Below are 20,904 nucleotides of genomic sequence, written 5' to 3'. Positions count from 1 at the left end.
GAGACTCGTTCCGGTCGATCGCCAGCGCAGAACCCCCCTGCTCCAGGTTGCGGAGCAAGGGGGCGTTGTTCTGCACGGAGTCCTTCGCGGTGCGCGCGGAACCCGCGCGCACCGCGGACTGCTTCTTCGTCACAGAGAAATGATTACTCTGCGTTCGCGTCGACCGCAGCCGAGGTCGCGGAGTTGTCCGAATCCTCGTCGATCGGAACCAGCGAGATCTTGCCGCGGTTGTCGATGTCGGCGATCTCGACGCGGATCTTGTCACCCACGTTGACCACGTCCTCCACCTTGGCGACGCGCTTGCCGTTGCCCAGCTTCGAGATGTGGACCAGACCGTCGCGGCCCGGGAGCAGCGACACGAACGCGCCGAAGGCGGTGGTCTTGACGACCGTGCCCAGGAAGCGCTCGCCGACCTTCGGCAGCTGCGGGTTGGCGATGGCGTTGATCGCGTCGATCGCGGCCTGCGCCGACGGGCCGTCGGTCGCACCGACGAACACGGTGCCGTCATCCTCGATGGAGATGTTGGCGCCGGTGTCCTCGGTGATCTGGTTGATCACCTTGCCCTTGGGTCCGATCACCTCGCCGATCTTGTCGACCGGGATCTTGATGGCGGTGACGCGCGGAGCGTAGGGGCTCATCTCGTCCGGGGTGGCGATGGCCTCGGCCATCACGTCCAGGATGGTGTCGCGGGCGTCCTTGGCCTGGTTCAGCGCGCCGGCCAGCACCTGCGACGGGATGCCGTCGAGCTTGGTGTCCAGCTGCAGGGCGGTGACGAACTCGCGGGTACCGGCGACCTTGAAGTCCATGTCGCCGAAGGCATCCTCGGCGCCCAGGATGTCGGTGAGGGCCACGTAGCGGACCTCGTCCTCACCCTTGTCGTTCTTCACGGTGTCCGACACCAGGCCCATCGCGATACCGGCGACGGGGGCCTTCAGCGGCACACCGGCGTTCAGCAGCGACAGGGTCGAGGCGCAGACCGAGCCCATCGAGGTGGAGCCGTTGGAGCCCAGCGCCTCCGACACCTGACGGATGGCGTAGGGGAACTCCTCCTGCGAGGGCAGCACCGGCATCAGGGCGCGCTCGGCGAGAGCGCCGTGGCCGATCTCGCGACGCTTGGGCGAACCCACGCGACCGGTCTCACCGGTGGAGAACGGCGGGAAGTTGTAGTGGTGCATGTAGCGCTTGGAGGTCTCCGGGCCGAGCGAGTCGACCTGCTGCGCCATCTTCACCATGTCGAGGGTGGTGACGCCCAGGATCTGGGTCTCGCCACGCTCGAACAGCGCCGAACCGTGGGCGCGCGGCACCACGGCGACCTCGGCCGAGAGCGCACGGATGTCCGCGAGGCCACGACCGTCGATGCGGAAGCTGTCGGTCAGGATGCGCTGGCGGACCAGCTTCTTGGTGACCGAGCGGAAGGCCGCGCCCAGCTCCTTCTCACGACCGGCGAAGGACTCGGCCAGCTCGGAGAGCACGGCCAGCTTGATCTCGTCGGTGCGCTCGTCGCGCTCCTGCTTGCCCGCGATGGACAGCGCCTCGTTCAGCTCACGCTTGGCGGTGCCCTCGACGGCCTCGTAGGCGTCGGGCTGGTACGGCAGGAAGATCGGGAACTCTTCGGTCGGCTTGGCCGCCAGGGCGGCCAGGTCGGCCTGCGCCTTGCACAGGCGGGCGATGAACGGCTTGGCGGCCTCGAGGCCTTCGGCCACAACGATTTCCGTCGGGGCGGAGGCGCCGTCGGCGATCAGGGCCAGCACGTTGTCGGTGGCCTCGGCCTCGACCATCATGATGGCGACGTCACCGTCGACCACGCGGCCGGCGACGACCATGTCGAACACGGCGTTCTCGAGCTGCTCGACGGTCGGGAACGCGACCCACTGGCCCTCGATCAGGGCGACGCGCACGCCGCCGACCGGGCCGGAGAAGGGCAGGCCCGCGATCTGGGTGGACGCCGAGGCGGCGTTGATCGCGACCACGTCGTACAGATCCTTCGGATCCAGCGACATGACGGTCACGACGACCTGGATCTCGTTGCGCAGGCCGTCGACGAACGACGGGCGCAGCGGCCGGTCGATCAGGCGGCAGGTCAGGATCGCGTCGGTGGAGGGACGGCCCTCACGACGGAAGAACGAGCCGGGGATGCGGCCCGCGGCGTACATGCGCTCCTCGACGTCCACCGTCAGCGGGAAGAAGTCGAACTGATCCTTGGGCTGCTTGGAGGCCGTGGTGGCCGAGAGCAGCATGGTCTCGTCGTCGAGGTAGGCGACCACGGAACCCGCGGCCTGCTTGGCCAGGCGGCCGGTCTCGAAACGGATGGTGCGAGTACCGAAGGCGCCGTTGTCGATCAGGGCGACGGACTCGAAAACGCCGGGCTCGACCTCGGCGGCGGAACTGGTCTGGGTGTCGGACATCTTTGTTATCTCAACCTCTCGTCTTCGCCGGATCCGGCACGTGTTCGTTCACGTGCCCACCGGCAGGCGGCCGTACCCGGCATGGGCGCGCGGCAGCCCTCGTGGCTGCCGCAACGCACACCCGGCCGGTATCCCCTTGGATACGGCGACGCGGAGGCGGTCATCGATCGAAGCCCTCCGGGCGCGCATGGTTCATCTCATACTTCGCGCCCCGAAAAGCCACTACCGAAGACCGACGCCACGCGACGGGTGCATACGGCTCGTGTCGGCGTATATCCGGCCGTGTCCCCCATCGTGGGGAACCTCCGGCCACATATACGAAAGGCCAACGAGAAGGATTCTATGCCTCCTCGTTGGCCGGTTCGTCAACTACCTCCGCTCACCAGGTGTGTCACCTCGTGGGCAGAGGGGTCCGCGGCTGGAATCAGCGACGCAGGCCGAGACGCTCGATCAGCGAACGGTAGCGGTTGATGTCCTTGTCCTGCAGGTACTTCGACAGCCGCTTGCGACGACCGATCAGCGCCATCAGACCGTGGCGGGTGTGGTGGTCGTGCTTGTGCTTCTTGAGGTGCTCGGTGATGTCGGCGATCCGCTTCGACAGCAGCGCGATCTGCGCCTCCGGGGAACCGGTGTCCTTCTCGTGGACGCCGTACTCGGCGAGGATGGCCGACTTCTGCTCGGTGGTGAGAGCCACAGATACTCCTTGTTTCAGACCGCGCTCGGAAGGACCCGGTTCTCGGCACTCTCAGGGGCAAGCCACTGAAACCTGCGTGAGAATCGGGGTGGGCGCCGCCGCGGACCGCAGCAAACCCGATGGGCCAGCCTACCGGAGTGCCGCGTGGTCGCGGAAATCGGCCCCGGCGCGGGCTACTCCTCGGTGTCGCCGCCCAGCACCTTGCGGGCCTGATCGCAGTCGCGGCGGATGGCCTCGACCAGTTCCTCGATCGACTCGAACTTGCGCATGCCGCGCAGCTGCTCGACGAAGTCGACGGCCACGTGCTTGCCGTAGAGGTCGGCGTCGAAGTCGAGGATATGCGGCTCGACGGTGCGGTTGCGGCCGTCGAAGGTCGGGTTGGTGCCGACCGAGATGGCGGTCATGTGGCGGGTGCCCGCCAGCGGGTCGCCGCTCTCGAGGACGGTGAACCAGCCCGCGTACACGCCGTCGGCGGGGATGGCGGCATGCATGGTGGGGGCCACGTTGGCGGTCGGGAAGCCCAGGCCCTTGCCGCGGCCGTCGCCGTGCACGACCACGCCCTCGACGCGGTGCGGGCGGCCCAGCGCCTCGGCGGCGGCGCCCACATTGCCCTCGGACAGGCAGCCGCGGATGTAGGTGGAGGAGAAGGTGACCGCGTGCTCACCCAGCAGCTGCACGCCGTCGACCTCGAAGCCGTAGCGGTTGCCCAGCTCCCGCATGGTGTCGAGGGTGCCGGCGGCCTGCTTGCCGAAGGTGAAGTTGTCACCCACCACGACCTCGGACACGTGCAGGCGGTCCACCAGCAGTTCCTCGACGTACTCCTCGGGGGTGAGCTTCATGAAGTCGCGGGTGAACGGCATCACCACGAACACGTCGATGCCGAGTTCCTCGACCAGTTCCGCGCGCCGGTCCAGGGTGGACAGCTGCGGCGGATGCGTTCCCGGGCGCACCACGTCCACCGGATGCGGGTCGAAGGTCATCAGCACCGACGGAACGCCGCGCACCGCAGCGGATTTCACCGCGCGGCTGATCAGCTGGGTATGCCCGCGGTGCACGCCGTCGAACACCCCGATGGTGAGGACACACCGGCCCCAGTCCGCGGGCATCTCCTCGAGGCTTCGCCATCTCTGCACACCGGAAGCCTACGCAAAGCGCGTCTCGGACAATATTCCGCCGTGCGGAAGTCCACGGCCGGAAGCATGCCCGTCACCGTGTGTTCACCGGTCCGGGGCGCTCGGCGGCGGGTGCCTCTACCAGCGAGCGCGCCGATGTGTGAAACCGCGCGGCATGTGCCTAAGCTCGGTTACGTGCCCGGAAAACGAGACATCGCCACCCGCCGCGAGCTGGCCGATCCGTCCGCACCTTCCGAACCTCACGGGACCACCCTCACCGCCGCGAGCGGGGCGTCCAGCGTCGCGCCGGTGCTGTCGTCGGTGGCCCAGGATTATCTGAAAGTGATCTGGACCGCGCAGGAGTGGTCGCAGGAGAAGGTGTCGACGAAGCTGCTGGCCGAGAAGATCGGCGTGTCGGCGTCGACGGTGTCCGAGGCGGTCCGCAAGCTGGCCGATCAGGGTCTGGTCGAACACGCCCGGTACGGGGCCATCACCTTGACCGAGGACGGGCGGCGGGCCGCCGTCGCCATGGTGCGCCGGCACCGGCTGATCGAGACGTTCCTGGTCAACGAGCTCGGCTACGGGTGGGACGAGGTGCACGACGAGGCCGAGGTGCTCGAGCACGCGGTGTCGGAGACCTTGATGGAGCGGATCGACGCCAAACTCGGGCATCCCGACCGGGATCCGCACGGCGACCCGATCCCGTCGGTGGACGGGGCGGTGCCGACTCCCCCGGCGCGGCAGCTCAGTGATTTCGGGGCGGGTGAATCCGGGCGGGTGGCACGGATTTCCGATTCCGATCCGGCGATGCTGCGGTACTTCGATTCGCTGGGGATCGCGTTGGATACGCCGATCGCGGTGGTCGAGCGACGCGACTTCGCGGGAACCATCGCGGTGCGGGTGCAGGAGCGGACCATCGATCTGGGCAGCATCGCCGCCGAGGCCATCTGGCTCAGCGAAGCTCACTAGGCCGAGAACGCCGGTCGGGGTCAGTACTCGCCCTTGATGACGAAGAAGGACCCTCGAATGGTGCCCGCCAGCTTCGATTTCTGCCGGGCGAATTTGAACGAGTCCAGCTCCTCGGGGATTTCCATGCCGTCGGAGAGTTTGAATCCGACGGCGCGCTTGCCGGAGTCCTCGAGGGTGTACATCACGTTGATCGACAGGCCGCTCTCGTAGAAGACATAGGCCATGCGAATGCCCTCGACCTCGAATTCCGTTGCCTCGAGCGGCTTCGACTCGATGACGATCCGGCGCTCATCGGCGAGGATCTTGCTCACCCAGGCAATGGTCTTCTTCGCCGTGTTCGCGGGCTCGACCGTGAAGACGTGGTCGTATTTGTTCTTGAAGTAGCGGGCCTCATTGGCCCGCAGGCCCGCCAGGGCGGGTGCGACCGGGGACGACTCCAGGCCGACGGTCGAGACCGTGGTGAAATCCACCGCATAGGACATGCCGAATCTCCTGAACGTGTCGGTCGTTTCGTGCCGGACCCTGCTCTCGAATTCTGCGCAATCCTAACTTCCTCGGACGGCTGTCCCGGTCAACCCGCGCCCGGGACGTCCGTTCTCCCCCGCCGCGGTGGCGTGCGGGCCGTCGGTGGACTGCACCCACATCACCCTCCGACCAGCACCCGGCACCGGCTCACACCAGCCGGTGCCCGCCGTCCACGTGCGCCACGGTCCCGGTCACGAACGCGCTCTTCAGCAGCGAAACCACCGCCACCGCAATATCTTCCGGCTGCCCCAGCCGCCGCGCGGGCAGCTTCTCCGCCATCGCCCGCCACCGCTCCTCCTTGTCCGGCCACGGCATCGCCTCCCAGATCCCGGTCATCACCCACCCCGGCGACACCGCGTTCACCCGCACCGGCGCCAACTCCACCGCGAGCGCCCGCACCAACCCCTCCAACGCCGCGTTCACCGCCGCCACCATCGCCCCACCCGCCGCCGGCCGATACGCCGCGATCCCGGAAACAAAGGTGAGCGACCCGTTCTCGCTGAGCCGCGCGTGTTTGGCCAACAACATCGACCCGATCAATTTCGTCTCGATGAACCCCCGCCCTTTCTCGAAATCGAACGTGGCGATCGGCCCATAGGTCCCCGCCACATCCGCCGCGGTACTGATCACATGGTCGACAACCCCCACCGTCTCGAACACCCGCGAGACCTGCCCCTCATCAGAGACATCCGCCACGACCGCACTGACCTTCCCGTCCCCCAACTCCCGCACCGCATCGGCCAGCCGTTCTTCCGACCGCCCGACGATCACCACCTCATACCCCTCCGAAAGCAGCGAATCGGCAATGGCGAACCCCATCCCCGACCCACCTCCCACCACAACCGCACGCCCAGCCCGCTGCCCAATCCCGTTGTCCGTCATGCCATTCAGCCAACCGCCCCGGATGACCCCGGTCCACGACGCAGCACCGAACCCGCGTTAGCCCCGCACTAACACCCGAGGCCACCAGGTCTCGGAGATCCGAGCACATCACGAAAGGTGACCCGAGGCTCCCCCACAATCCCGATCCGCCGGGCCGCCGGAATGAGCCGCTCGGCAACGAACCGCCGAAACGCCGCCTCCGACTCCCACACCTCGGCAACCCGAATCCCGCTCTCCGTGGCCGCGACCCACCCGAACAACCCCCCATCGGGCATCGGCCCGCCGGCAGGCGCCCCCACCATCTCCATCACGCGCGCGTACTGCTCGATGGTCACCCCATCGAATTCGATTTCCACCCCGACCACCATGATCAACCCCCCTTACCGTCGAGAACCCCATTGGGCCAGATCCCTTCCACCCCAGCACGACCCCGAAACTCGGGGCAACAGAACGCCCGCGCCGACTCGGAAGTCGGCGCGGGCGTGGGGAGTTGGGTCAGGCGGTGTGGAGGGCCTCGGTGATCTTGCGGGTCATTTCGGTGACGGCGGGCTGGGGGGTGGGGGTGGTTGCGGCGGCGGCTTCGAGGGCGGTCAGGACGGTGGTGCGGAAGTTGTCGGCTTCGGCGGGGTCCTGGTGGGTGAGGAGGGTGGTGGCGGTGGTGAGGGCGGGGAGGACCTGGTCGGCGAGCTGGGCGACGGTCTTGCCGGGGAGGTGGATGTCCTTGGACTTGGCGTTCAGGAGGTGGCCGATGGGGCCGGTGGCGGAGAGCAGGGCGAGGGAGCCGGCGGTGGCGGCCTTGCTGGGCTTGGCGGAGGCGGCGGCCAGCAGGGAGACGGCGCCATAGGCGGCCGAGCGGATGGTGGCCTGGTCCTGGGCGGTGAGGGTGGCGGACATGGTGGGCTCCTTCGAAAGTTGTTGTGGTGGCCACCGATCCGGTCTGGGTCGGGGCCGTTCTCGTTCGATGGGAGTACTTTGTCCGGCGTCGCTGACAGCGCACTGATGGCGGGCTGACGCGGTCGCTGACACGCATGTCGGTTGATTCCGAAATTTGTCGGCGGTGGGTGTCGAGAATGGGCGGGTGGCTCCGTCCCAGGGGTGACAGACACATTCGACCTGGATGGTCGGAGCGAACCTAGGGAGACATCATGGCCAAGTATCTGCTGCTCAAGCACTATCGGGGTGCACCGGCGGCGGTCAATGACGTGCCGATGGACCAGTGGACGCCGGAGGAGGTGACCGCGCATGTGCAATACATGCGGGACTTCGCGGATCGCCTGGAGCGGAGCGGGGAGTTCGTGGACGGGCAGGCGCTGGCGCAGACCGGGACATGGGTGCGGTACGACGGGGAGGGACAGCCGCCGGTGACGGACGGGCCGTTCGCGGAGACGAAGGATCTGATCGCCGGGTGGATGGTGATCGACGTGGACTCCTACGAGCGGGCGATCGAGTTGGCCGGGGAGCTGTCGGCGGCGCCGGGGGCGGGCGGGAAGCCGATTCACGAGTGGCTCGAGCTGCGGCCGTTCCTGAGCGAGTCGGCGGCGGCGACCGAGTGAACGAGGCGCTGCTGCGTGAGCTCGTCCCCGCGGTGATCGGCGTGCTCGTGCGCCGCGGGGCCGGGTTCGCGGCCGCCGAGGACGCGGTGCAGGAGGCGCTGATCCGGGCGTTGGAGACGTGGGAGGCCGATCCGCCGCGGGATCCGAAAGGGTGGCTGGTCGCGGTCGCGTGGCGGAAGTTCCTGGATTCCGCGCGGGCCGAGACCTCGCGGCGGGGACGGGAACTCGCCGTCGAGGAGGAGCCCGCGGCGGGCCCGGTGTCCGCGACCGATGACTCGCTGTGGTTGTACTTCCTGTGCGCACATCCCTCGCTGTCGCCAGGATCGGCGGTGGCATTGACGCTGCGGGCGGTCGGCGGCTTGACGACTCGGCAGATCGCGGCGGCCTACCTGGTGCCGGAAGCGACCATGGCGCAACGGATCAGCCGGGCCAAGCGGCGGACCACCGGGCAGCCGCTGGATCGGCCCGGGGATCCGGGGACGGTGCTGCGGGTGCTGTATCTGGTGTTCAACGAGGGCTACAGCGGGGATGTCGACCTGGCGGCCGAGGCCATCCGGCTCACGCGCCAGCTGGTCGCCGCGACCGAGGAGCCCGAGGTGTCGGGCCTGCTCGCGTTGATGCTGCTGCATCACGCGCGCCGCGCGTCCCGCACCGGGGCGGACGGTCGGCTGGTGCCGCTGGCGCAGCAGGACCGATCCCATTGGGACACAGTCCTGATCGCCGAGGGTGTGGCGATACTGCAAGCCGCGCTCGCCCGCGACCGGCTGGGCGAGTACCAGGCCCAGGCCGCCATCGCCGCGCTGCACGCGGATGCCCCGAGCACCGCGGAGACGGATTGGGTGCAGATCGTCGAGTGGTACGACGAACTGCTCCAGCTCACCGACACTCCCGTGGTGCGGCTGAATCGCGCGGTGGCGGTCGGTGAGGCGGACGGGCCGCGAGCCGGGCTGGCGGAGTTGGCCGACCTGGACCCGAATCTGCCGCGCCACATCGCGGCCCGCGCCTACCTCCACGAACGTGCCGGGGACCTCGGGCAGGCCGCGGACCTCTATGCGGAGGCAGCCCGCGTGGCCGCCACCGTGCCCGAGCGTGACCACCTCACCCGGGAAGCTGCCCGGGTTCGGCAGGCGCTGCGTTCCTGAGCCCGTGATCAGGACCGGGTGACCGCACCGAGCTGTGGCACGAGTTGTGTTGCGACAGTGGAGACATGCTTGACGAAGGCGGCCCGGTCGGTGCCGAGACTGCCTTCGGTCCACTCCACGAACAAGGAGATGATCGCCCCGAACAACGCGGAGAACCGCATCCGGATCGCCGGGTCGTCGGGCGATCCGGCGACGAGGTCGCCGAGCGCGGCGGTGGTGATGACCGGAATGGTGTCGCGGACGTACCGGCGCAGGCGGGCGTCGGCGACGGGTTCCATCAGCAGGATTCGGCAGATGCGCGGGTCGGACTCCAGCAACCGGGCGGCCGCGTCGAACAGGCCGGCCAGATCGCGGGCCCCCATGGCGGGCCGGATGGCCTCCTCGAGTTGCACGAGCGCCGCCATGTACACCGCGTGCAGCAGGTCGTCGATGTCGGCGAAGCTCTCGTAGAAGAACTTCTGGCTCAATCCCGCCTCACGGCACACGGCCCGCATGCCCAGCGCGGCAACACCTTCCGTTCCGGCGATCGCGGTCCCGGCCTCGACGAGCCGGACGCGCCGGTCCGCCACCCGGTCGTCGGTGCTGCGCCCGCCATAGCTCCTTGACACACCGAGACGATATCAGGAAGCATCTGCTTCAGAAAGCACTTGCTTCCCGATGGAGTCGCGATGTTCACCGACCACCAGTTCCAGCAGGCCCTCGCACAATCCCGCCTGGCCCAACCGATCCCGAAGATCCTGAGCAACCGAGCCGCCCCGGTCGAAGTCCTCGACGAGCAGGCCCTGACCGCCATGACCACCGCATGGTTCGACGAATACGAGCAGAAGATCGCGTTCTACGCCGGCCACGGCCTGGACATCGCCTGGACCCTGGACTGGGCCAAGAAGTACTGGTGGAGCTGGCAAGCCCGCGACATGAGCTACAACCACGAGCTCTACACCCCCGACCTCCGCTACAAGGACGTCACCACCCTGGGCGCCACCATCGTCGGCCTGGACGAGTTCGTCGCCTACAACTTCGCCTTCTTCGACGCCATCCCCGACTGGCGCTACGACCCCATCCCCGGCCAGTCCTTCGTCGACATCACGCCCGGTGGCGAGGTGCGAATAGTGGTGCGCTACTACGGCAGCGGCCACCTGCGCGGCCCCTTGAAACTGCACCCGTACGGCGACGACGCCGTCTCCATCCCCGGCAACGGCGCCTTCGTCCAGTGCACCGCCGTGGACCGCTACCACTTCAACACCGACCGCCTCATGTACGAGGGCGAGACCCTCTACGACCTGGTCGACGCCGTACAGACGGCCGGATTGCTGCCGGGCCCCCGGACCGGCTCCTTCCGGTGGATGATGCGCGGCGCGGCCCTCGCGACGCGGGCGGCAACGGCTTTCGGCCGCACCGCCCGCTGACTCTCGGCTCGACACGCTCCCAGCGGCGGGGAGTTCGAGCTTGCGCATGGCGACCAGCGCGGTCGCGCACAAGGTCTCCCCGCCCTGGTCGACGCCATCGACGTCGGCCGCCGCGACCGTGATCGCTGTGCGGGCCTTCACGACCCGCACCCGACCGGCAGCAGACACTCGCGGGTGCCATGACCCCGCGTGGCACAACCCACACCCGATCACCCACCTCGATCCTCTATAAATGTAGAGGGCACCCGATGTGGATCGGGCGGGCGAAGGAGTTGAGCCGAATGTCGTTGCAACCACTGGTCACTCATGTGTCCGATACCGCGCGGTGGGTGGCCGCGCACCGCGCGATCGAATCCGCTCGGCCGGACGCGTTGTTCCGCGACCCGCTGGCCGACCGTCTGGCCGGTCCGCGCGGCCGCGAAATCGCGGCGGCCGCCGGGCAGTCGATGGCGGACGACTGGTTCCTGGTCACCCGCACCCGGCTGATCGACGACCAGATCGCCGAGGCGGTCGCGGCCGATTGCGATCTCGTGCTGAATCTCGGCGCGGGACTGGACGCCCGGCCGTATCGGATGGATCTACCGGCCGAGCTGCGGTGGATCGAAGCCGACCTGCCCGGCCTGATCGCCGAGAAGAACGCGGTGCTCGCCGAAGAGACACCGCGGTGCCGCCTGACCAGGACCGCCCTGGACGTCACCGATTTCGCAGCTGTCACAACGTATCTCGACTCGGTGCTCACCGGAGTTCGCAAGGCTTTGGTGATCTCCGAAGGATTGGTGATGTACCTGCGGGAGACCGACGTGGCCGCGTTGTCCGCGGCGCTGACCCGGCCCGAGATCGCCGGATGGTGTCTCGATGTCAGTTCGGCCGGTGTCGCGCACCTGATGACCGACCGCAACGAGGGCCTGCTGCGGCGCGCACCGTGGACCTTCCTGCCCGCCGAGGGCGTCGCCTATTTCGAACACCTCGGCTGGGACGCCACCTACCTCGAATCGATTGTCGTCGCCGCCGCTCGCTTCGATCGGCTCGCGCTCCCCGTCTCCCCCGAAGAACTCGAAGCCCAGCAGCCGGACCCGCGGGCGCCCGGCGACCAGCCGTACAGCGGTGTCGTCCGCCTGACTCCCACTCGACCCGGCGACCGCGCGCGCTAGCGGCGGAACTCCGCCACGGGCGCGAATTCGGCGTTCGCGGTCGCCAACTTGGTTGCGGTGCCACCGTTCTCGACGGTGGCACCGCACGCGGCCGACGACCGCGAACATGCTGGGCGACCGGCTCGCCGCCGGAATCCGATCGTCCGAGACCGCTGCGGCACAGTGGATTACGTGTCGCTCAGGCCCTTGTTCAGTAGGTGCAGGGCAGCGTCGACGGTGGCTGTGATGAGGGCGTCGTCGAGCGGTCCGGTGGCCGGAAGCATGGCGTGCAGCAGCAGCGGCCCGGTCAGGATGTCGGAGACGAGGGCGGGGTGGGCGAAGGGTGGGATTTCGCCGCGGTCGACGGCGCGTTGGAACATCGCCTCGGTCGAGCGGCGGCGCGGCGCCATGAAGCCTTCGTGGAACAGCGCGCTCCACCGGGGGTCGCTGCCGAGATCGCCGAGCAGTCCGGCGATACCCGCTGCGACGACCGGGGTTTGGAAGAACTCGACCTGCCGGCGTTGCAGCTCGATCAGGTCGTCGCGCAGGTTGCCGGTGTCGGGCGCGGGGTCGGTGCCGAAGTGCGCGGCGATGGCGCTGGTGAGCAGTGCGACGCGTCCCGGGAAGCGGCGGTACAGCGCGGTGCGGGTGGTACCGGCGAGGGTGGCGACCCGGTCGACGGTCACCGCGTTGTAGCCGTCGGACAGCAGCAACTGTTCGACGGCGGCGGTGATGGCGGCGTCCAGGGCCGCGTTTCGAGGACGGCCCATGGCGGCGGATTTCTTCTTCTCAGACATACGCTACGAAGTGTAGCGAATGACCCTTGCCGGACATACGCTACAAGTTGTAGCGTATGTCCATGGGCGAAATCTGGATCATCGGCGCGACCGGCCGCGCCGGACGCAGCATCACTGCCGAGTTGACCACCGGCGGCCACCAGATCGTGCTGGTCGGCCGCAATGCGGAACGGCTGGCCGCGGCCGCCGCCGCGGTCGAAGCGCCGGGCGGGCCCCCGCCGCGGACGCTGGTCACCGACGATCCGGCGGGCCGCATCACCGCGGACACGCCGGATGTCGTCGTCAACACGGTCGGGCCATTCGGTGCGACGACCGTCCCGACCGCGCGGGCGTGCGTGGCCGCGGGCAGTCATTACGTGGATCTGGCCAACGAATTCGAGCCTGTGCGTTCGTTGCTGGAGTTGGATTCGGCGGCCCGAGCCGCAGGGTCGACGCTGGTGACCGGTGCGGGATTCGGCGTCCTGGCCAATGAGGCGCTGGTATACGAGCTGTGCGCGGGACGCCCGGCCCCGACCCGGGTCCGGGTCGCGGCGATGCCCGTCGTCGACGGCCTGGGACCGGCGGTGCTGGCCAGTGTCGTGGACGCTGCGGCGACCGGCGGGCTGATCTACCGCGGCGGCCGCATCGAACGGACGCGGCTCGGGGCGCACCTGCAACACATCCCGTTGCCCGACGGGACGACACGCCCCACGGTGGCGGTACCGACCGGCGAGTTGGAGGCCGCGGTCCGCGCCTCCGGCGCCGGTGACGTGATCGCGACCTCCAGCGAGGTGCCCACCGGCCGCGCGACCCGAGCCGTGCTGCCGGTCGTGGGCGCGATCCTGCGGGTCGATGCGGTGCGGCGCAGCGTGATCCGGCTCATCGATCGCTTCGGACTGACACCGCCGAGCGCGCCGGGCGACACATCGTGGGCATACGCGTACGCGGAATGGGAAGGCGGAGAGACCCGCCAGGCGTGGTTGCGCACCGGCGAGGGTTACGCGTTCACCAGCCGCGTGGCGGCCCGGGTCGCGGCCCGGCTGGCCGACGGCGACGGCCGCCCCGGCGCGTTCACTCCCGGCGCACTGTTCGGCGCCGATCTCGCCCGATCCGCGGGCGGCACGATCACTATCGATTCGACGGCCGAGGAGCTGTGATGACCGACTTCACCCGAGAGCACGTACGTATCCCGGCGGGCGCGGACACCGAACTGGACTGCTGGCTGTACCTGCCGTCGACACCGGGACCGCATCCGGCGGTGGTGATGGCCCACGGTATCGGCGGAGTCAAAGCGGCCGGGCTGGCGCCGTTCGCGGAAGTCTTCGCCGACAACGGCTTTGCCGCCCTCGTGTTCGACTACCGGCACTGGGGTCGATCCGGCGGCACACCGCGCGAACTCCTGTCGATCCGCCGGCAGCGGGAGGACTACCGCACCGCGCTGTCGTGGGCGCGCCGCCATGATGCGATCGACAACGACCGATTGTTCATCTGGGGAACGTCTTTCGCCGGAATGCACATCCTCGATGTCGCCGCCCACGATCCCGGGTTGGCGGGCGCCATTGCGCAATGTCCCCTCGTCGACGGCCCGGCCGGGATGGCGAAGGTGCCCCCGGCTCGCGCACTGCGGCTCACCGCCACCGCGGTCGCCGACCTGTTCGCGGGCATCGCGGGCAAGTCGCCGAAGTACTTGCCGGTCAGCGTCGGACCCGGCAGCCACGGCGTGATCGCCACGAACGACGCGCTCGATGGACTGGATCGGCTCACCCCGGCGGACGGCGAGCCGTGGCCCAATCGGATCACCGCGCGTTCGTTGCTCGACATCGCCGTGCACCGTCCGGTCCTGGCGGCCGGTCGAATCCGTTGCCCCCTGCTGATGGTCGTCGCCGAAACCGACTCGATGGCTCCGACCGGACCGGCCACCCGGGCGGCCGCCCGAGCGCCCCGGGGCGAGCTCTACCGCAGCCGCGGCGGGCACTACGACGTCTACGCGGGCGGTCTCGACCACACCGATGTGCTGCGCGTCGAATTGGAATTTCTCAACCGACACGCCGGCGACCGCGCACGAGCGGGCCACGCCACTGACGCGTGAGCGGCTCGACTTCTGGTGGCGGCAGCGGGTAGCCCGCACGCGTCATCTCCGCATCGGACAACGCCCCGACCGTGGTCGCCAGCCACCGGAACGACACGTGGGGCCGGATGCGCACCCGCCGGCAATTCACGGTCGGCCCCGACGGCAGGTCAGCCACATCGACACCGGCCGAGCGTGATCCGACTCTCCATGCCGACGCAGCCGACTTCGCTCAACGCCCCGCGACGACGGCGAACGTCGTTAGGATCGCGGCATGGGGAGTCACAGTGTCGATCACATGTCCGTTGGGGCCGTGCGGCGTTCGGTTGTTCTGGGTGGCGGCGGCGTCCTCGGTTCGGCGTGGATGGCGGGTCTGGCCGCTGAATTGCGCCGCCGGGGAATCGATTTGGGGTCGGCCGACTCGATCGTCGGCACGTCCGCGGGTGCGATCGTCGGGGCCGCGCTGATCGTGGGGCGGGATCTGGATTCGTTCGCCGACGATCCACGCCGTCCCGGGAGCGCGGAATCGCCGAGGGCGGTGATACCGGAGCTCCTCGCCAAGGTCTTCTCGGTGATCGCGGACCGGACTGCGGATCGTGCGACGGTGCGGCGCGAGGTGGGGCGGCTGGCGATGACCGTGGAGCCCGCCCAGCCGGCGCATATCGCACCGATGGAGTGGCTGGTCGGCGGCAACGACTGGCCGGATCACCGGCTCCGGATCGCGGTCCTGGACGCGGCCACCGGCGAGCGCCGGGTCTGGGACAGCGGCAGCGATGTACCGCTGGCCACCGCTGTCGCGGCGAGCCGTTCCTTTCCCGGAACCTTCCCGCCCGTCGTCGTCGGAGACCGCTACTACATCGACGGCGGGGTGTGGTCGCCCACCAATGCCGACCTCGCCGCGGACTCGGACATCCTTCTCCTGATCGAACCGTTGGCACACCGGTTTCCGCCGCAACTGGTTCAGGCCGAACTCGCGGCCACCGTGGCCGACACCGTGGTCCGTTTCAGCCCCGACGCGGCCACACTCGGCATCATCGACGGGTTCGAAACCGATCCGGACGTCGTCACGAGCTGGCCCGCGGCGTTCCAGGCGGGCATCCGGCAGGCGGACGAACTGGCACAGCGGTTGCTCGACGCGGGCTGGTCACCACCGAAGCCCTGATGCGCGATCGAGCACCACAATCGGCGGCGGGCGGGGGGCGGAGTTGCCGTGGATGTCCGAATAGCCGCTCCCAGCCGGTCGGCCGGTAACCTGCCAGGCATGAGTGCAGGCCTGTTCGGACTCCTCGATGACGTGGCCGTGCTGGCCCGGCTCGCGGCTGCTTCCCTCGACGACATCGGCGCGGCCACCGGGCGGGCGACCGCCAAGGCCGCCGGTGTGGTCATCGACGACACCGCCGTGACACCGCAGTACGTGCAGGGCATCACGGCCGACCGCGAACTTCCGATGATCAAGCGGATCGCGATCGGATCGCTGCGCAACAAGCTGGTCTTCATTCTTCCGGCCGCCCTGATCCTCAGCCAGTTCGCGCCGTGGCTGCTCACGCCGATCCTGATGGTCGGTGCTGCCTACCTGTGCTTCGAAGGCGCCGAGAAGGTGCTGGGCCGGTTCCTGCACCACGACAGCCACGACCCCGAATCCGAGGGTGTCGCCGATGAGAAGGCGATGACCGCGGGCGCCATCCGCACCGACTTCATCCTGTCCGCCGAGATCATGGTGATCGCCCTCAACGAGGTTGCCCACCAGTCGTTCTTCCCGCGGCTGATCATTCTGGCCATCGTCGCCGTGGTCATCACCGCCGCGGTGTACGGCGTCGTCGGCGTCATCGTGAAGATGGACGATGCCGGGCTGGCACTGGCCCAGCGCTCCTCGACGTTCGTGCGGGCCGTCGGCCGCGGACTGGTGACGGGAATGCCGCGACTGCTGGCGGCGCTGTCGATCATCGGCACGGTCGCGATGCTCTGGGTCGGCGGGCACATTCTGCTCAGCGGCACCGACACGCTCGGCTGGCACACGCCGTACGCGTGGGTGCACCACGCCGAGGAGGCGGTCCGCGATGCCGTCGCCGGCGTCGGCGGACTGATGGGGTGGCTGACGAACACGGCCGCTTCGGCGGTCATCGGATTCGTCGTCGGCACCATCGTGGTGCTGGTCGTTCAGGCGCTGCCGTTCACGAAGAAGCACTGATTCGGGTGCGCCTTGACGGGTCTTCGAGGACCAGCCGGCGGTAGTCTCCAGGTATAGCCGTTTTCGCCAGAATCTTTGCGGCCGGATCGGGTAAGCAATCACCTGGATCAGCACTCGCCGAAAAGGGGTTCGTTATGAAAGCCAGCGTAGGTGACCAGCTTCTGGTCCACGGCCGGACTGTCGGACAATCCGACCATACGGCCGAGGTTATCGAGGTAATGGGAGAGGAAGCCGCTCCGCTGTACCGCGTCCGATATGACGACGGGCACGAGACGATCATGAGTCCCGGGCCCGACACCACCGTCCGGCACGTCGGCACCGGAGACTGAACCGACGGAATGACGCCGACCTGGTCGAGCACCGAAGGAGCGTGTGATGGACCCGATGGCATTCCTCGAAGGCGGACCGGCCGACCTTCCTTCTCGAATCGTTCCGCTCCCGTCACCGGGTGAAGAGGTGAAGATCCAGCATCGCGGTGGTTATGAGCATTTCGAGAACTCGCCTGGACATATCGAGACTCCCGAAGGCCGGCTGCCCGTATACCTGTGGTGCCGACGAACCGAGATCGCGGAGTAACGAGAAATCCGCGACCATCGGTTCCACGAGGTATTTCCTGTCGGCGGCTACAGGCTGAAGACCCGGAAGCTGACTTTCTGCTGATTGCCCAGATCTCGGTCGGCGGCAGTGGCTTTCACTCCCATTTGCGGGGTGATCCCGATTCGCGGGCCTTGATGCCTTCGGCCGCTTTGACATTCACCTCGCTCGGGGCAGTACAACTGTCGAGAAGAAGAGGAACCGACCGGTAGCGATGCGATCAGCGTCGCGCCTGTTCGACGACACTGACGCACATGCGGGCGCAGGTAGCGGCGAGCTGGTCGGCGGTCAGGTCCGTGGCGTGGTCGAGCCAGGTCTCGATGAGCTGGTTGACGCCGCCGGTGATGAACAGGGCTGCGCGGCGTAGCGCTTCGGGGTCGTAGTCGCCGGGCAGGGCGTCGGGGACATTCTGAACGACGAGGTCGGTGATGGTCGCCAGGACTTCGCGGCGGCGTTGAGCCAGGACCGGCACGGCCTGGAAATCACTGGCGATGATGCGGTGGATGCGCCGGTCGTCGGCGATGGCCTGCAAGAACGCACCCAACGCCGCGCGGAGCCTGTCCTCGGCGGTCCCATCGGCGGTCAGACCGGATTGCACCAGAACAGACAGCAATTCCTCGCGCAGCTGGTCGGCGACGGCGGCGAGGAGTTCGTCGCGGCCGGCGAAGTGCTCGTAGAAGTAGCGGTCGATCAGCCCGGCCTGCTTGCACACCCCGCGCACGGTCACCGCGGACAATCCGGACTCGCCCCAGACTTCTCGCGCCGCGGCGAGCAGCCGGGTGCGGCGTTCGGCGCGACGGTCCTCGGCGCTGATGCCGCCGTAGCTGCGAGCGGTTGCTGATCTGGCCATTGACAGCACTCTAACCCCTCCCTACATTGGCAGACACACGTCATCAGATGACAATTGTCATCAGATTAGCGATTCAAAGGAGAATCCGCGATGACCGCCAGCCTCACCGCGTATCGCGCCACCACCGCACCCCTGCTCGACGAGCACGACTACACGGTCGAGCAGATCGACGGACGACTGCCCCGCGAGCTGACCGGCACCCTGTACCGCATCGGACCGGGCAAGTTCCAGGTCGGTAAATCCCTGCTGCACAACGTGTTCGACGGCGACGGCATGATCTCGCAGTTCGTGCTCGACGGTTCGTCGGTGCGTTTCCGCAACCGCTACGTACGCACCCGTCACTTCGAGCACGGGCGGACCAGCGACCGGGTGCGCTACCGCGGTGTCGGTGACCAGATCCCCGGCGGCCCGCTCGCCAATATCGGACGACTCCCCGCGAACGTGGCCAACACCAATATCGTCAACTACGCCGGTGGGCTACTGGCTCTGTGGGAGATGGGCAACCCGCACCGCATCGACCCCGACTCCCTGGAAACCTTGGGCCCCACCGACTTCGGCGGTCGACTCGGATTCCTCGGCGCGTTCTCCGCGCACCCGAAGTGGGATCCGGCCACCGGCGACATGTACAACTTCGGACTCGACCTGCTCCCCACGCCCCGCCTGCGCACCTACCGCATCGACCGCGCGGGACGGTGCCACCGGCTGGCGACGATCCCCTGTGGGATCTGCCCTGGAATCACGACTTCGCGCTCACCGACTCCGCCATGGTGTTCGTGCTCGACCCCGTACTCCCGAACATCCCCAAGATCGCACTGGCCACCGACTCGTTCATCGATTCCCTGGAATTCAAGCCCGCCAAGGCCACTCGGTTCCTGCTGGTCCCCAAACGCGGGGGCCGTCCACGCATCGTCGAGCACGAAGCCCTGCTGCACGTGCACCTGACCAACGCCTACGACGACGGGGACGACGTCGTCATCGAGCTGGTGCGTCTGGATACCGAGTGGGAGCGCTTCCGCGCCATGACCGGCATGGTCAACCTCGATACCCCCGACACCCCGCAATTCCCGGACTCCCGGCTCATGCAGTATCGGATCACCAAGGCCGGCACCATCATCGAACGCGAACTCTCGGACCGCGCGGGCGAATTCCCGCAGTACGACTGGCGCCGCTCCACCCGAGCACACCGCTACACCTACCTCGCCGGTGCGGGTGGCCCCGCGGGACTGTTCAACGCCATCACCAAAATCGACCACCACACCGGCGCCACCACGAATTGCGAACTCGGCGACAGCTCGGTCGGCGAACCCCTGTTCGTCCCCCGCACCCCCGATGCCGCGGAAGACGACGGATGGCTCCTCGCGCTCAACCACGACCTCACCGAAAACCGCTCCCAACTCCTCGTTCTCGACGCCCGCGACCCCGAACAAGGCCCCCTGGCCACCGCCTGGCTCAACCACCACATCCCGTGGGGATTCCACGGCACCTTCACCCACCGCCTCGCCCAAACGGACGCACCCGTCCGCCCCTGAGCACTCCCCCGCAAACGCACTCGTCCGGCCGGATACCGCGGCGAGAGAACGCCGGGTCGATTCGGCCGGCGATGTAATCCGTCTGGAGTTCGCCGTCGAACAGCTTCCAGAGGAAGGCGTTCATGGTTGCGGCGGCAGGGGCGTGGCGGGACAGGATTTCGGCCACTACGGGCGGGACGTCGGACGGGATATGACCGGCGGCGCAGTGGATCACGTATTCGTTGCGGGCTACCGGGCCGCCGGTGGCGGGCATCGGGATTCCGCAGACGTCGGTCACCAGCCAGTTGACCAGGCGCATGGCGACGTAGGCGGCGTCGTGGGTGGTGTGGCGTTCGACGAAGTCGCGTTCGTCGGGTGACAAGTCGAAGTGCGGTGAGGTGGCCAGGCCGAAGTCGGTGAGATAGAGCCGCTCACCGTCGGTGCGAATATTGCCCCAGTGGGCGTCCATGTGCAGCAGCTGGTGATCTCGCAGGAAGGTCACGATCTCGGCGAGCTGGTGCTCGATCGTCGCGGCCTTGTCGACCGGGTTGTCGCGCAACATGTTCGCCGCCGCGTGGGGGATGTATTCGGAGAACAGGAGCAGCGAGGACGGGGCTGCGGCCAGCGCCTCCAGGCGGGTCCGAACCGCTCGCGACCCGCCTTGGGCGGCGACGACCTTGTCGATGTCGGCGTGCTCGGCCGCGATCGGCGGGCGGCCCGGCAGCACCCTCCAGTGGTAGAGCATGGGGAATGACTCGGTCTCGCCGGCCAGGATCGCGTTGGTGACGACGTTGTTCGCGGCGAGCTCACGCCACGTGTTGAAGCTCGGCCCGCCGATTCCGTATTGGCAGTGCAGCGGGAGATCGAAGAGGTTCGCCGTGGAGGCCGGGTGGGCCAGCTCCCGCTCGGACAGCGGGATGCGTTTGACGAACACCTGTACGCCGTCGACGTCGAGGACCGCGGCGCTACCGCCCACCCCCACACCGACGGACCGGCCGTTGTCCAGGAGCTTGGCGAGCTCGTGGTCGCTGTGGTTTCCCAGCTGATCCGAGAGTCGTTGGTGCCGCTCTGTTCTGGGGGCCGTCACCGGACAAGTCTGCCA

Annotated in this window: 23 protein-coding genes and 1 pseudogene; 13 read left to right on the top strand and 11 right to left on the bottom strand. The window is 68.3% G+C overall.

The genetic code is table 11. From position 1 onward, the window contains the following. Positions 1 to 143: 143 nt before the first annotated feature. The 3 genes from ACFYTS_RS07060 to ACFYTS_RS07050 all read right to left on the bottom strand — a co-directional run bounded on the left by ACFYTS_RS07060 (position 144) and on the right by ACFYTS_RS07050 (position 4,232). Positions 144 to 2,405, bottom strand: coding sequence for a polyribonucleotide nucleotidyltransferase (locus ACFYTS_RS07060; protein ID WP_357093352.1), 2,262 nt, complete (start codon positions 2,403 to 2,405; stop codon positions 144 to 146). A gap of 424 nt (positions 2,406 to 2,829) precedes the next feature. After that, complete coding sequence (rpsO, locus tag ACFYTS_RS07055) at positions 2,830 to 3,099, bottom strand: 30S ribosomal protein S15 (protein ID WP_213556830.1); 270 nt, start codon at positions 3,097 to 3,099, stop codon at positions 2,830 to 2,832. Positions 3,100 to 3,272: 173 nt separating this feature from the next. After that, entirely contained in the window at positions 3,273 to 4,232 is a 960-nt protein-coding gene (locus ACFYTS_RS07050; protein WP_357281091.1) for a bifunctional riboflavin kinase/FAD synthetase, read from the bottom strand. 174 nt (positions 4,233 to 4,406) lie between these two features. On the opposite strand from ACFYTS_RS07050, the gene ACFYTS_RS07045 reads away from it, so the two are divergent. Beyond that, positions 4,407 to 5,180 carry a metal-dependent transcriptional regulator gene (locus tag ACFYTS_RS07045; RefSeq protein ID WP_357281093.1) on the top strand — a complete coding sequence of 258 codons (774 nt, stop codon included), beginning with the start codon at positions 4,407 to 4,409 and terminating at the stop codon, positions 5,178 to 5,180. A 20-nt stretch (positions 5,181 to 5,200) separates the two neighbouring features. On the opposite strand, the gene ACFYTS_RS07040 is transcribed toward ACFYTS_RS07045, so the two are convergent. From ACFYTS_RS07040 to ACFYTS_RS07025, 4 genes are all read right to left on the bottom strand, one after another. Beyond that, positions 5,201 to 5,662, bottom strand: coding sequence for a phage tail protein (locus ACFYTS_RS07040; RefSeq protein ID WP_387301930.1), 462 nt, complete (start codon positions 5,660 to 5,662; stop codon positions 5,201 to 5,203). 190 nt (positions 5,663 to 5,852) lie between these two features. Next, positions 5,853 to 6,587 (bottom strand): SDR family oxidoreductase, encoded by a 735-nt coding sequence (locus tag ACFYTS_RS07035; RefSeq protein WP_387301928.1) that lies wholly within the window; start codon positions 6,585 to 6,587, stop codon positions 5,853 to 5,855. Between the two features lie 68 nt (positions 6,588 to 6,655). Next, on the bottom strand, positions 6,656 to 6,955 hold the full coding sequence (locus ACFYTS_RS07030) for a hypothetical protein (RefSeq protein ID WP_387301926.1): 300 nt from the start codon (positions 6,953 to 6,955) through the stop codon (positions 6,656 to 6,658). Between the two features lie 127 nt (positions 6,956 to 7,082). Then, complete coding sequence (locus ACFYTS_RS07025) at positions 7,083 to 7,481, bottom strand: hypothetical protein (protein ID WP_387301924.1); 399 nt, start codon at positions 7,479 to 7,481, stop codon at positions 7,083 to 7,085. A gap of 251 nt (positions 7,482 to 7,732) precedes the next feature. Here ACFYTS_RS07025 and ACFYTS_RS07020 point away from each other — a divergent pair, with 251 nt between their 5' ends. Both ACFYTS_RS07020 and ACFYTS_RS07015 read left to right on the top strand, forming a co-directional pair. Next, positions 7,733 to 8,140, top strand: a complete 408-nt coding sequence (locus ACFYTS_RS07020; RefSeq protein WP_387301922.1) for a YciI family protein — start codon at positions 7,733 to 7,735, stop codon at positions 8,138 to 8,140. After that, positions 8,137 to 9,282 (top strand): RNA polymerase sigma factor, encoded by a 1,146-nt coding sequence (locus tag ACFYTS_RS07015; protein WP_387301920.1) that lies wholly within the window; start codon positions 8,137 to 8,139, stop codon positions 9,280 to 9,282. The genes ACFYTS_RS07020 and ACFYTS_RS07015 overlap by 4 nt, the downstream gene beginning before the upstream one ends. An 8-nt stretch (positions 9,283 to 9,290) precedes the next feature. Here the strand turns inward: ACFYTS_RS07015 and ACFYTS_RS07010 are convergent, their stop codons facing one another. Continuing rightward, positions 9,291 to 9,890 carry a TetR/AcrR family transcriptional regulator gene (locus ACFYTS_RS07010; protein ID WP_387301918.1) on the bottom strand — a complete coding sequence of 200 codons (600 nt, stop codon included), beginning with the start codon at positions 9,888 to 9,890 and terminating at the stop codon, positions 9,291 to 9,293. A 60-nt stretch (positions 9,891 to 9,950) separates the two neighbouring features. Between ACFYTS_RS07010 and ACFYTS_RS07005 the strand changes: the two genes are divergently transcribed. Together ACFYTS_RS07005 and ACFYTS_RS07000 are read left to right on the top strand one after the other, a co-directional pair. Beyond that, a complete protein-coding gene (locus ACFYTS_RS07005) occupies positions 9,951 to 10,688 on the top strand; it encodes a nuclear transport factor 2 family protein (protein ID WP_357281110.1) in 738 nt (245 codons plus the stop codon). 281 nt (positions 10,689 to 10,969) lie between these two features. Next, the gene (locus ACFYTS_RS07000; RefSeq protein WP_357281630.1) at positions 10,970 to 11,839 is read left to right on the top strand and encodes an SAM-dependent methyltransferase; all 870 of its coding nucleotides are present in this window, start codon (positions 10,970 to 10,972) and stop codon (positions 11,837 to 11,839) included. Between the two features lie 167 nt (positions 11,840 to 12,006). On the opposite strand, the gene ACFYTS_RS06995 is transcribed toward ACFYTS_RS07000, so the two are convergent. Continuing rightward, positions 12,007 to 12,615, bottom strand: coding sequence for a TetR/AcrR family transcriptional regulator (locus ACFYTS_RS06995; RefSeq protein ID WP_387301916.1), 609 nt, complete (start codon positions 12,613 to 12,615; stop codon positions 12,007 to 12,009). Between the two features lie 62 nt (positions 12,616 to 12,677). Here ACFYTS_RS06995 and ACFYTS_RS06990 point away from each other — a divergent pair, with 62 nt between their 5' ends. The 6 genes from ACFYTS_RS06990 (at position 12,678) to ACFYTS_RS06965 (ending at position 17,426) form a co-directional block, all read left to right on the top strand. Further along, positions 12,678 to 13,751 carry a saccharopine dehydrogenase NADP-binding domain-containing protein gene (locus tag ACFYTS_RS06990; protein WP_387301914.1) on the top strand — a complete coding sequence of 358 codons (1,074 nt, stop codon included), beginning with the start codon at positions 12,678 to 12,680 and terminating at the stop codon, positions 13,749 to 13,751. Next, a complete protein-coding gene (locus tag ACFYTS_RS06985) occupies positions 13,751 to 14,683 on the top strand; it encodes an alpha/beta fold hydrolase (protein ID WP_357281120.1) in 933 nt (310 codons plus the stop codon). Before ACFYTS_RS06990 ends, ACFYTS_RS06985 begins: the two co-directional genes overlap by 1 nt. A gap of 277 nt (positions 14,684 to 14,960) precedes the next feature. After that, positions 14,961 to 15,824 (top strand): patatin-like phospholipase family protein, encoded by an 864-nt coding sequence (locus ACFYTS_RS06980; RefSeq protein WP_387301912.1) that lies wholly within the window; start codon positions 14,961 to 14,963, stop codon positions 15,822 to 15,824. A 99-nt stretch (positions 15,825 to 15,923) separates the two neighbouring features. Continuing rightward, positions 15,924 to 16,850 carry a DUF808 domain-containing protein gene (locus tag ACFYTS_RS06975; RefSeq protein WP_357281125.1) on the top strand — a complete coding sequence of 309 codons (927 nt, stop codon included), beginning with the start codon at positions 15,924 to 15,926 and terminating at the stop codon, positions 16,848 to 16,850. Positions 16,851 to 16,984: 134 nt separating this feature from the next. After that, positions 16,985 to 17,179 (top strand): DUF1918 domain-containing protein, encoded by a 195-nt coding sequence (locus ACFYTS_RS06970; protein WP_357281127.1) that lies wholly within the window; start codon positions 16,985 to 16,987, stop codon positions 17,177 to 17,179. 46 nt (positions 17,180 to 17,225) lie between these two features. Then, positions 17,226 to 17,426, top strand: a complete 201-nt coding sequence (locus ACFYTS_RS06965) for a DUF5988 family protein (protein WP_387301910.1) — start codon at positions 17,226 to 17,228, stop codon at positions 17,424 to 17,426. Positions 17,427 to 17,664: 238 nt separating this feature from the next. Here the strand turns inward: ACFYTS_RS06965 and ACFYTS_RS06960 are convergent, their stop codons facing one another. Beyond that, a complete protein-coding gene (locus ACFYTS_RS06960; RefSeq protein ID WP_357281132.1) occupies positions 17,665 to 18,294 on the bottom strand; it encodes a TetR/AcrR family transcriptional regulator in 630 nt (209 codons plus the stop codon). 90 nt (positions 18,295 to 18,384) lie between these two features. Between ACFYTS_RS06960 and ACFYTS_RS06955 the strand changes: the two are divergent. Together ACFYTS_RS06955 and ACFYTS_RS06950 are read left to right on the top strand one after the other, a co-directional pair. After that, positions 18,385 to 18,948 (top strand): annotated as a pseudogene (locus ACFYTS_RS06955) (carotenoid oxygenase family protein); the annotation flags it as partial. Positions 18,949 to 19,058: 110 nt separating this feature from the next. Next, positions 19,059 to 19,823 carry a carotenoid oxygenase family protein gene (locus ACFYTS_RS06950; protein WP_387301908.1) on the top strand — a complete coding sequence of 255 codons (765 nt, stop codon included), beginning with the start codon at positions 19,059 to 19,061 and terminating at the stop codon, positions 19,821 to 19,823. Here ACFYTS_RS06950 and ACFYTS_RS06945 read toward each other — a convergent pair. Continuing rightward, on the bottom strand, positions 19,780 to 20,889 hold the full coding sequence (locus ACFYTS_RS06945; RefSeq protein WP_387301906.1) for a serine/threonine protein phosphatase: 1,110 nt from the start codon (positions 20,887 to 20,889) through the stop codon (positions 19,780 to 19,782). The genes ACFYTS_RS06950 and ACFYTS_RS06945 overlap by 44 nt on opposite strands. Positions 20,890 to 20,904: the final 15 nt, after the last annotated feature.

Source organism: Nocardia sp. NPDC004151, assembly GCF_042874235.1.
Taxonomy (GTDB): domain Bacteria; phylum Actinomycetota; class Actinomycetes; order Mycobacteriales; family Mycobacteriaceae; genus Nocardia.
Note: the sequence above shows the minus strand (reverse complement) of the source record. Positions and strands in the feature narration are given on the sequence as shown.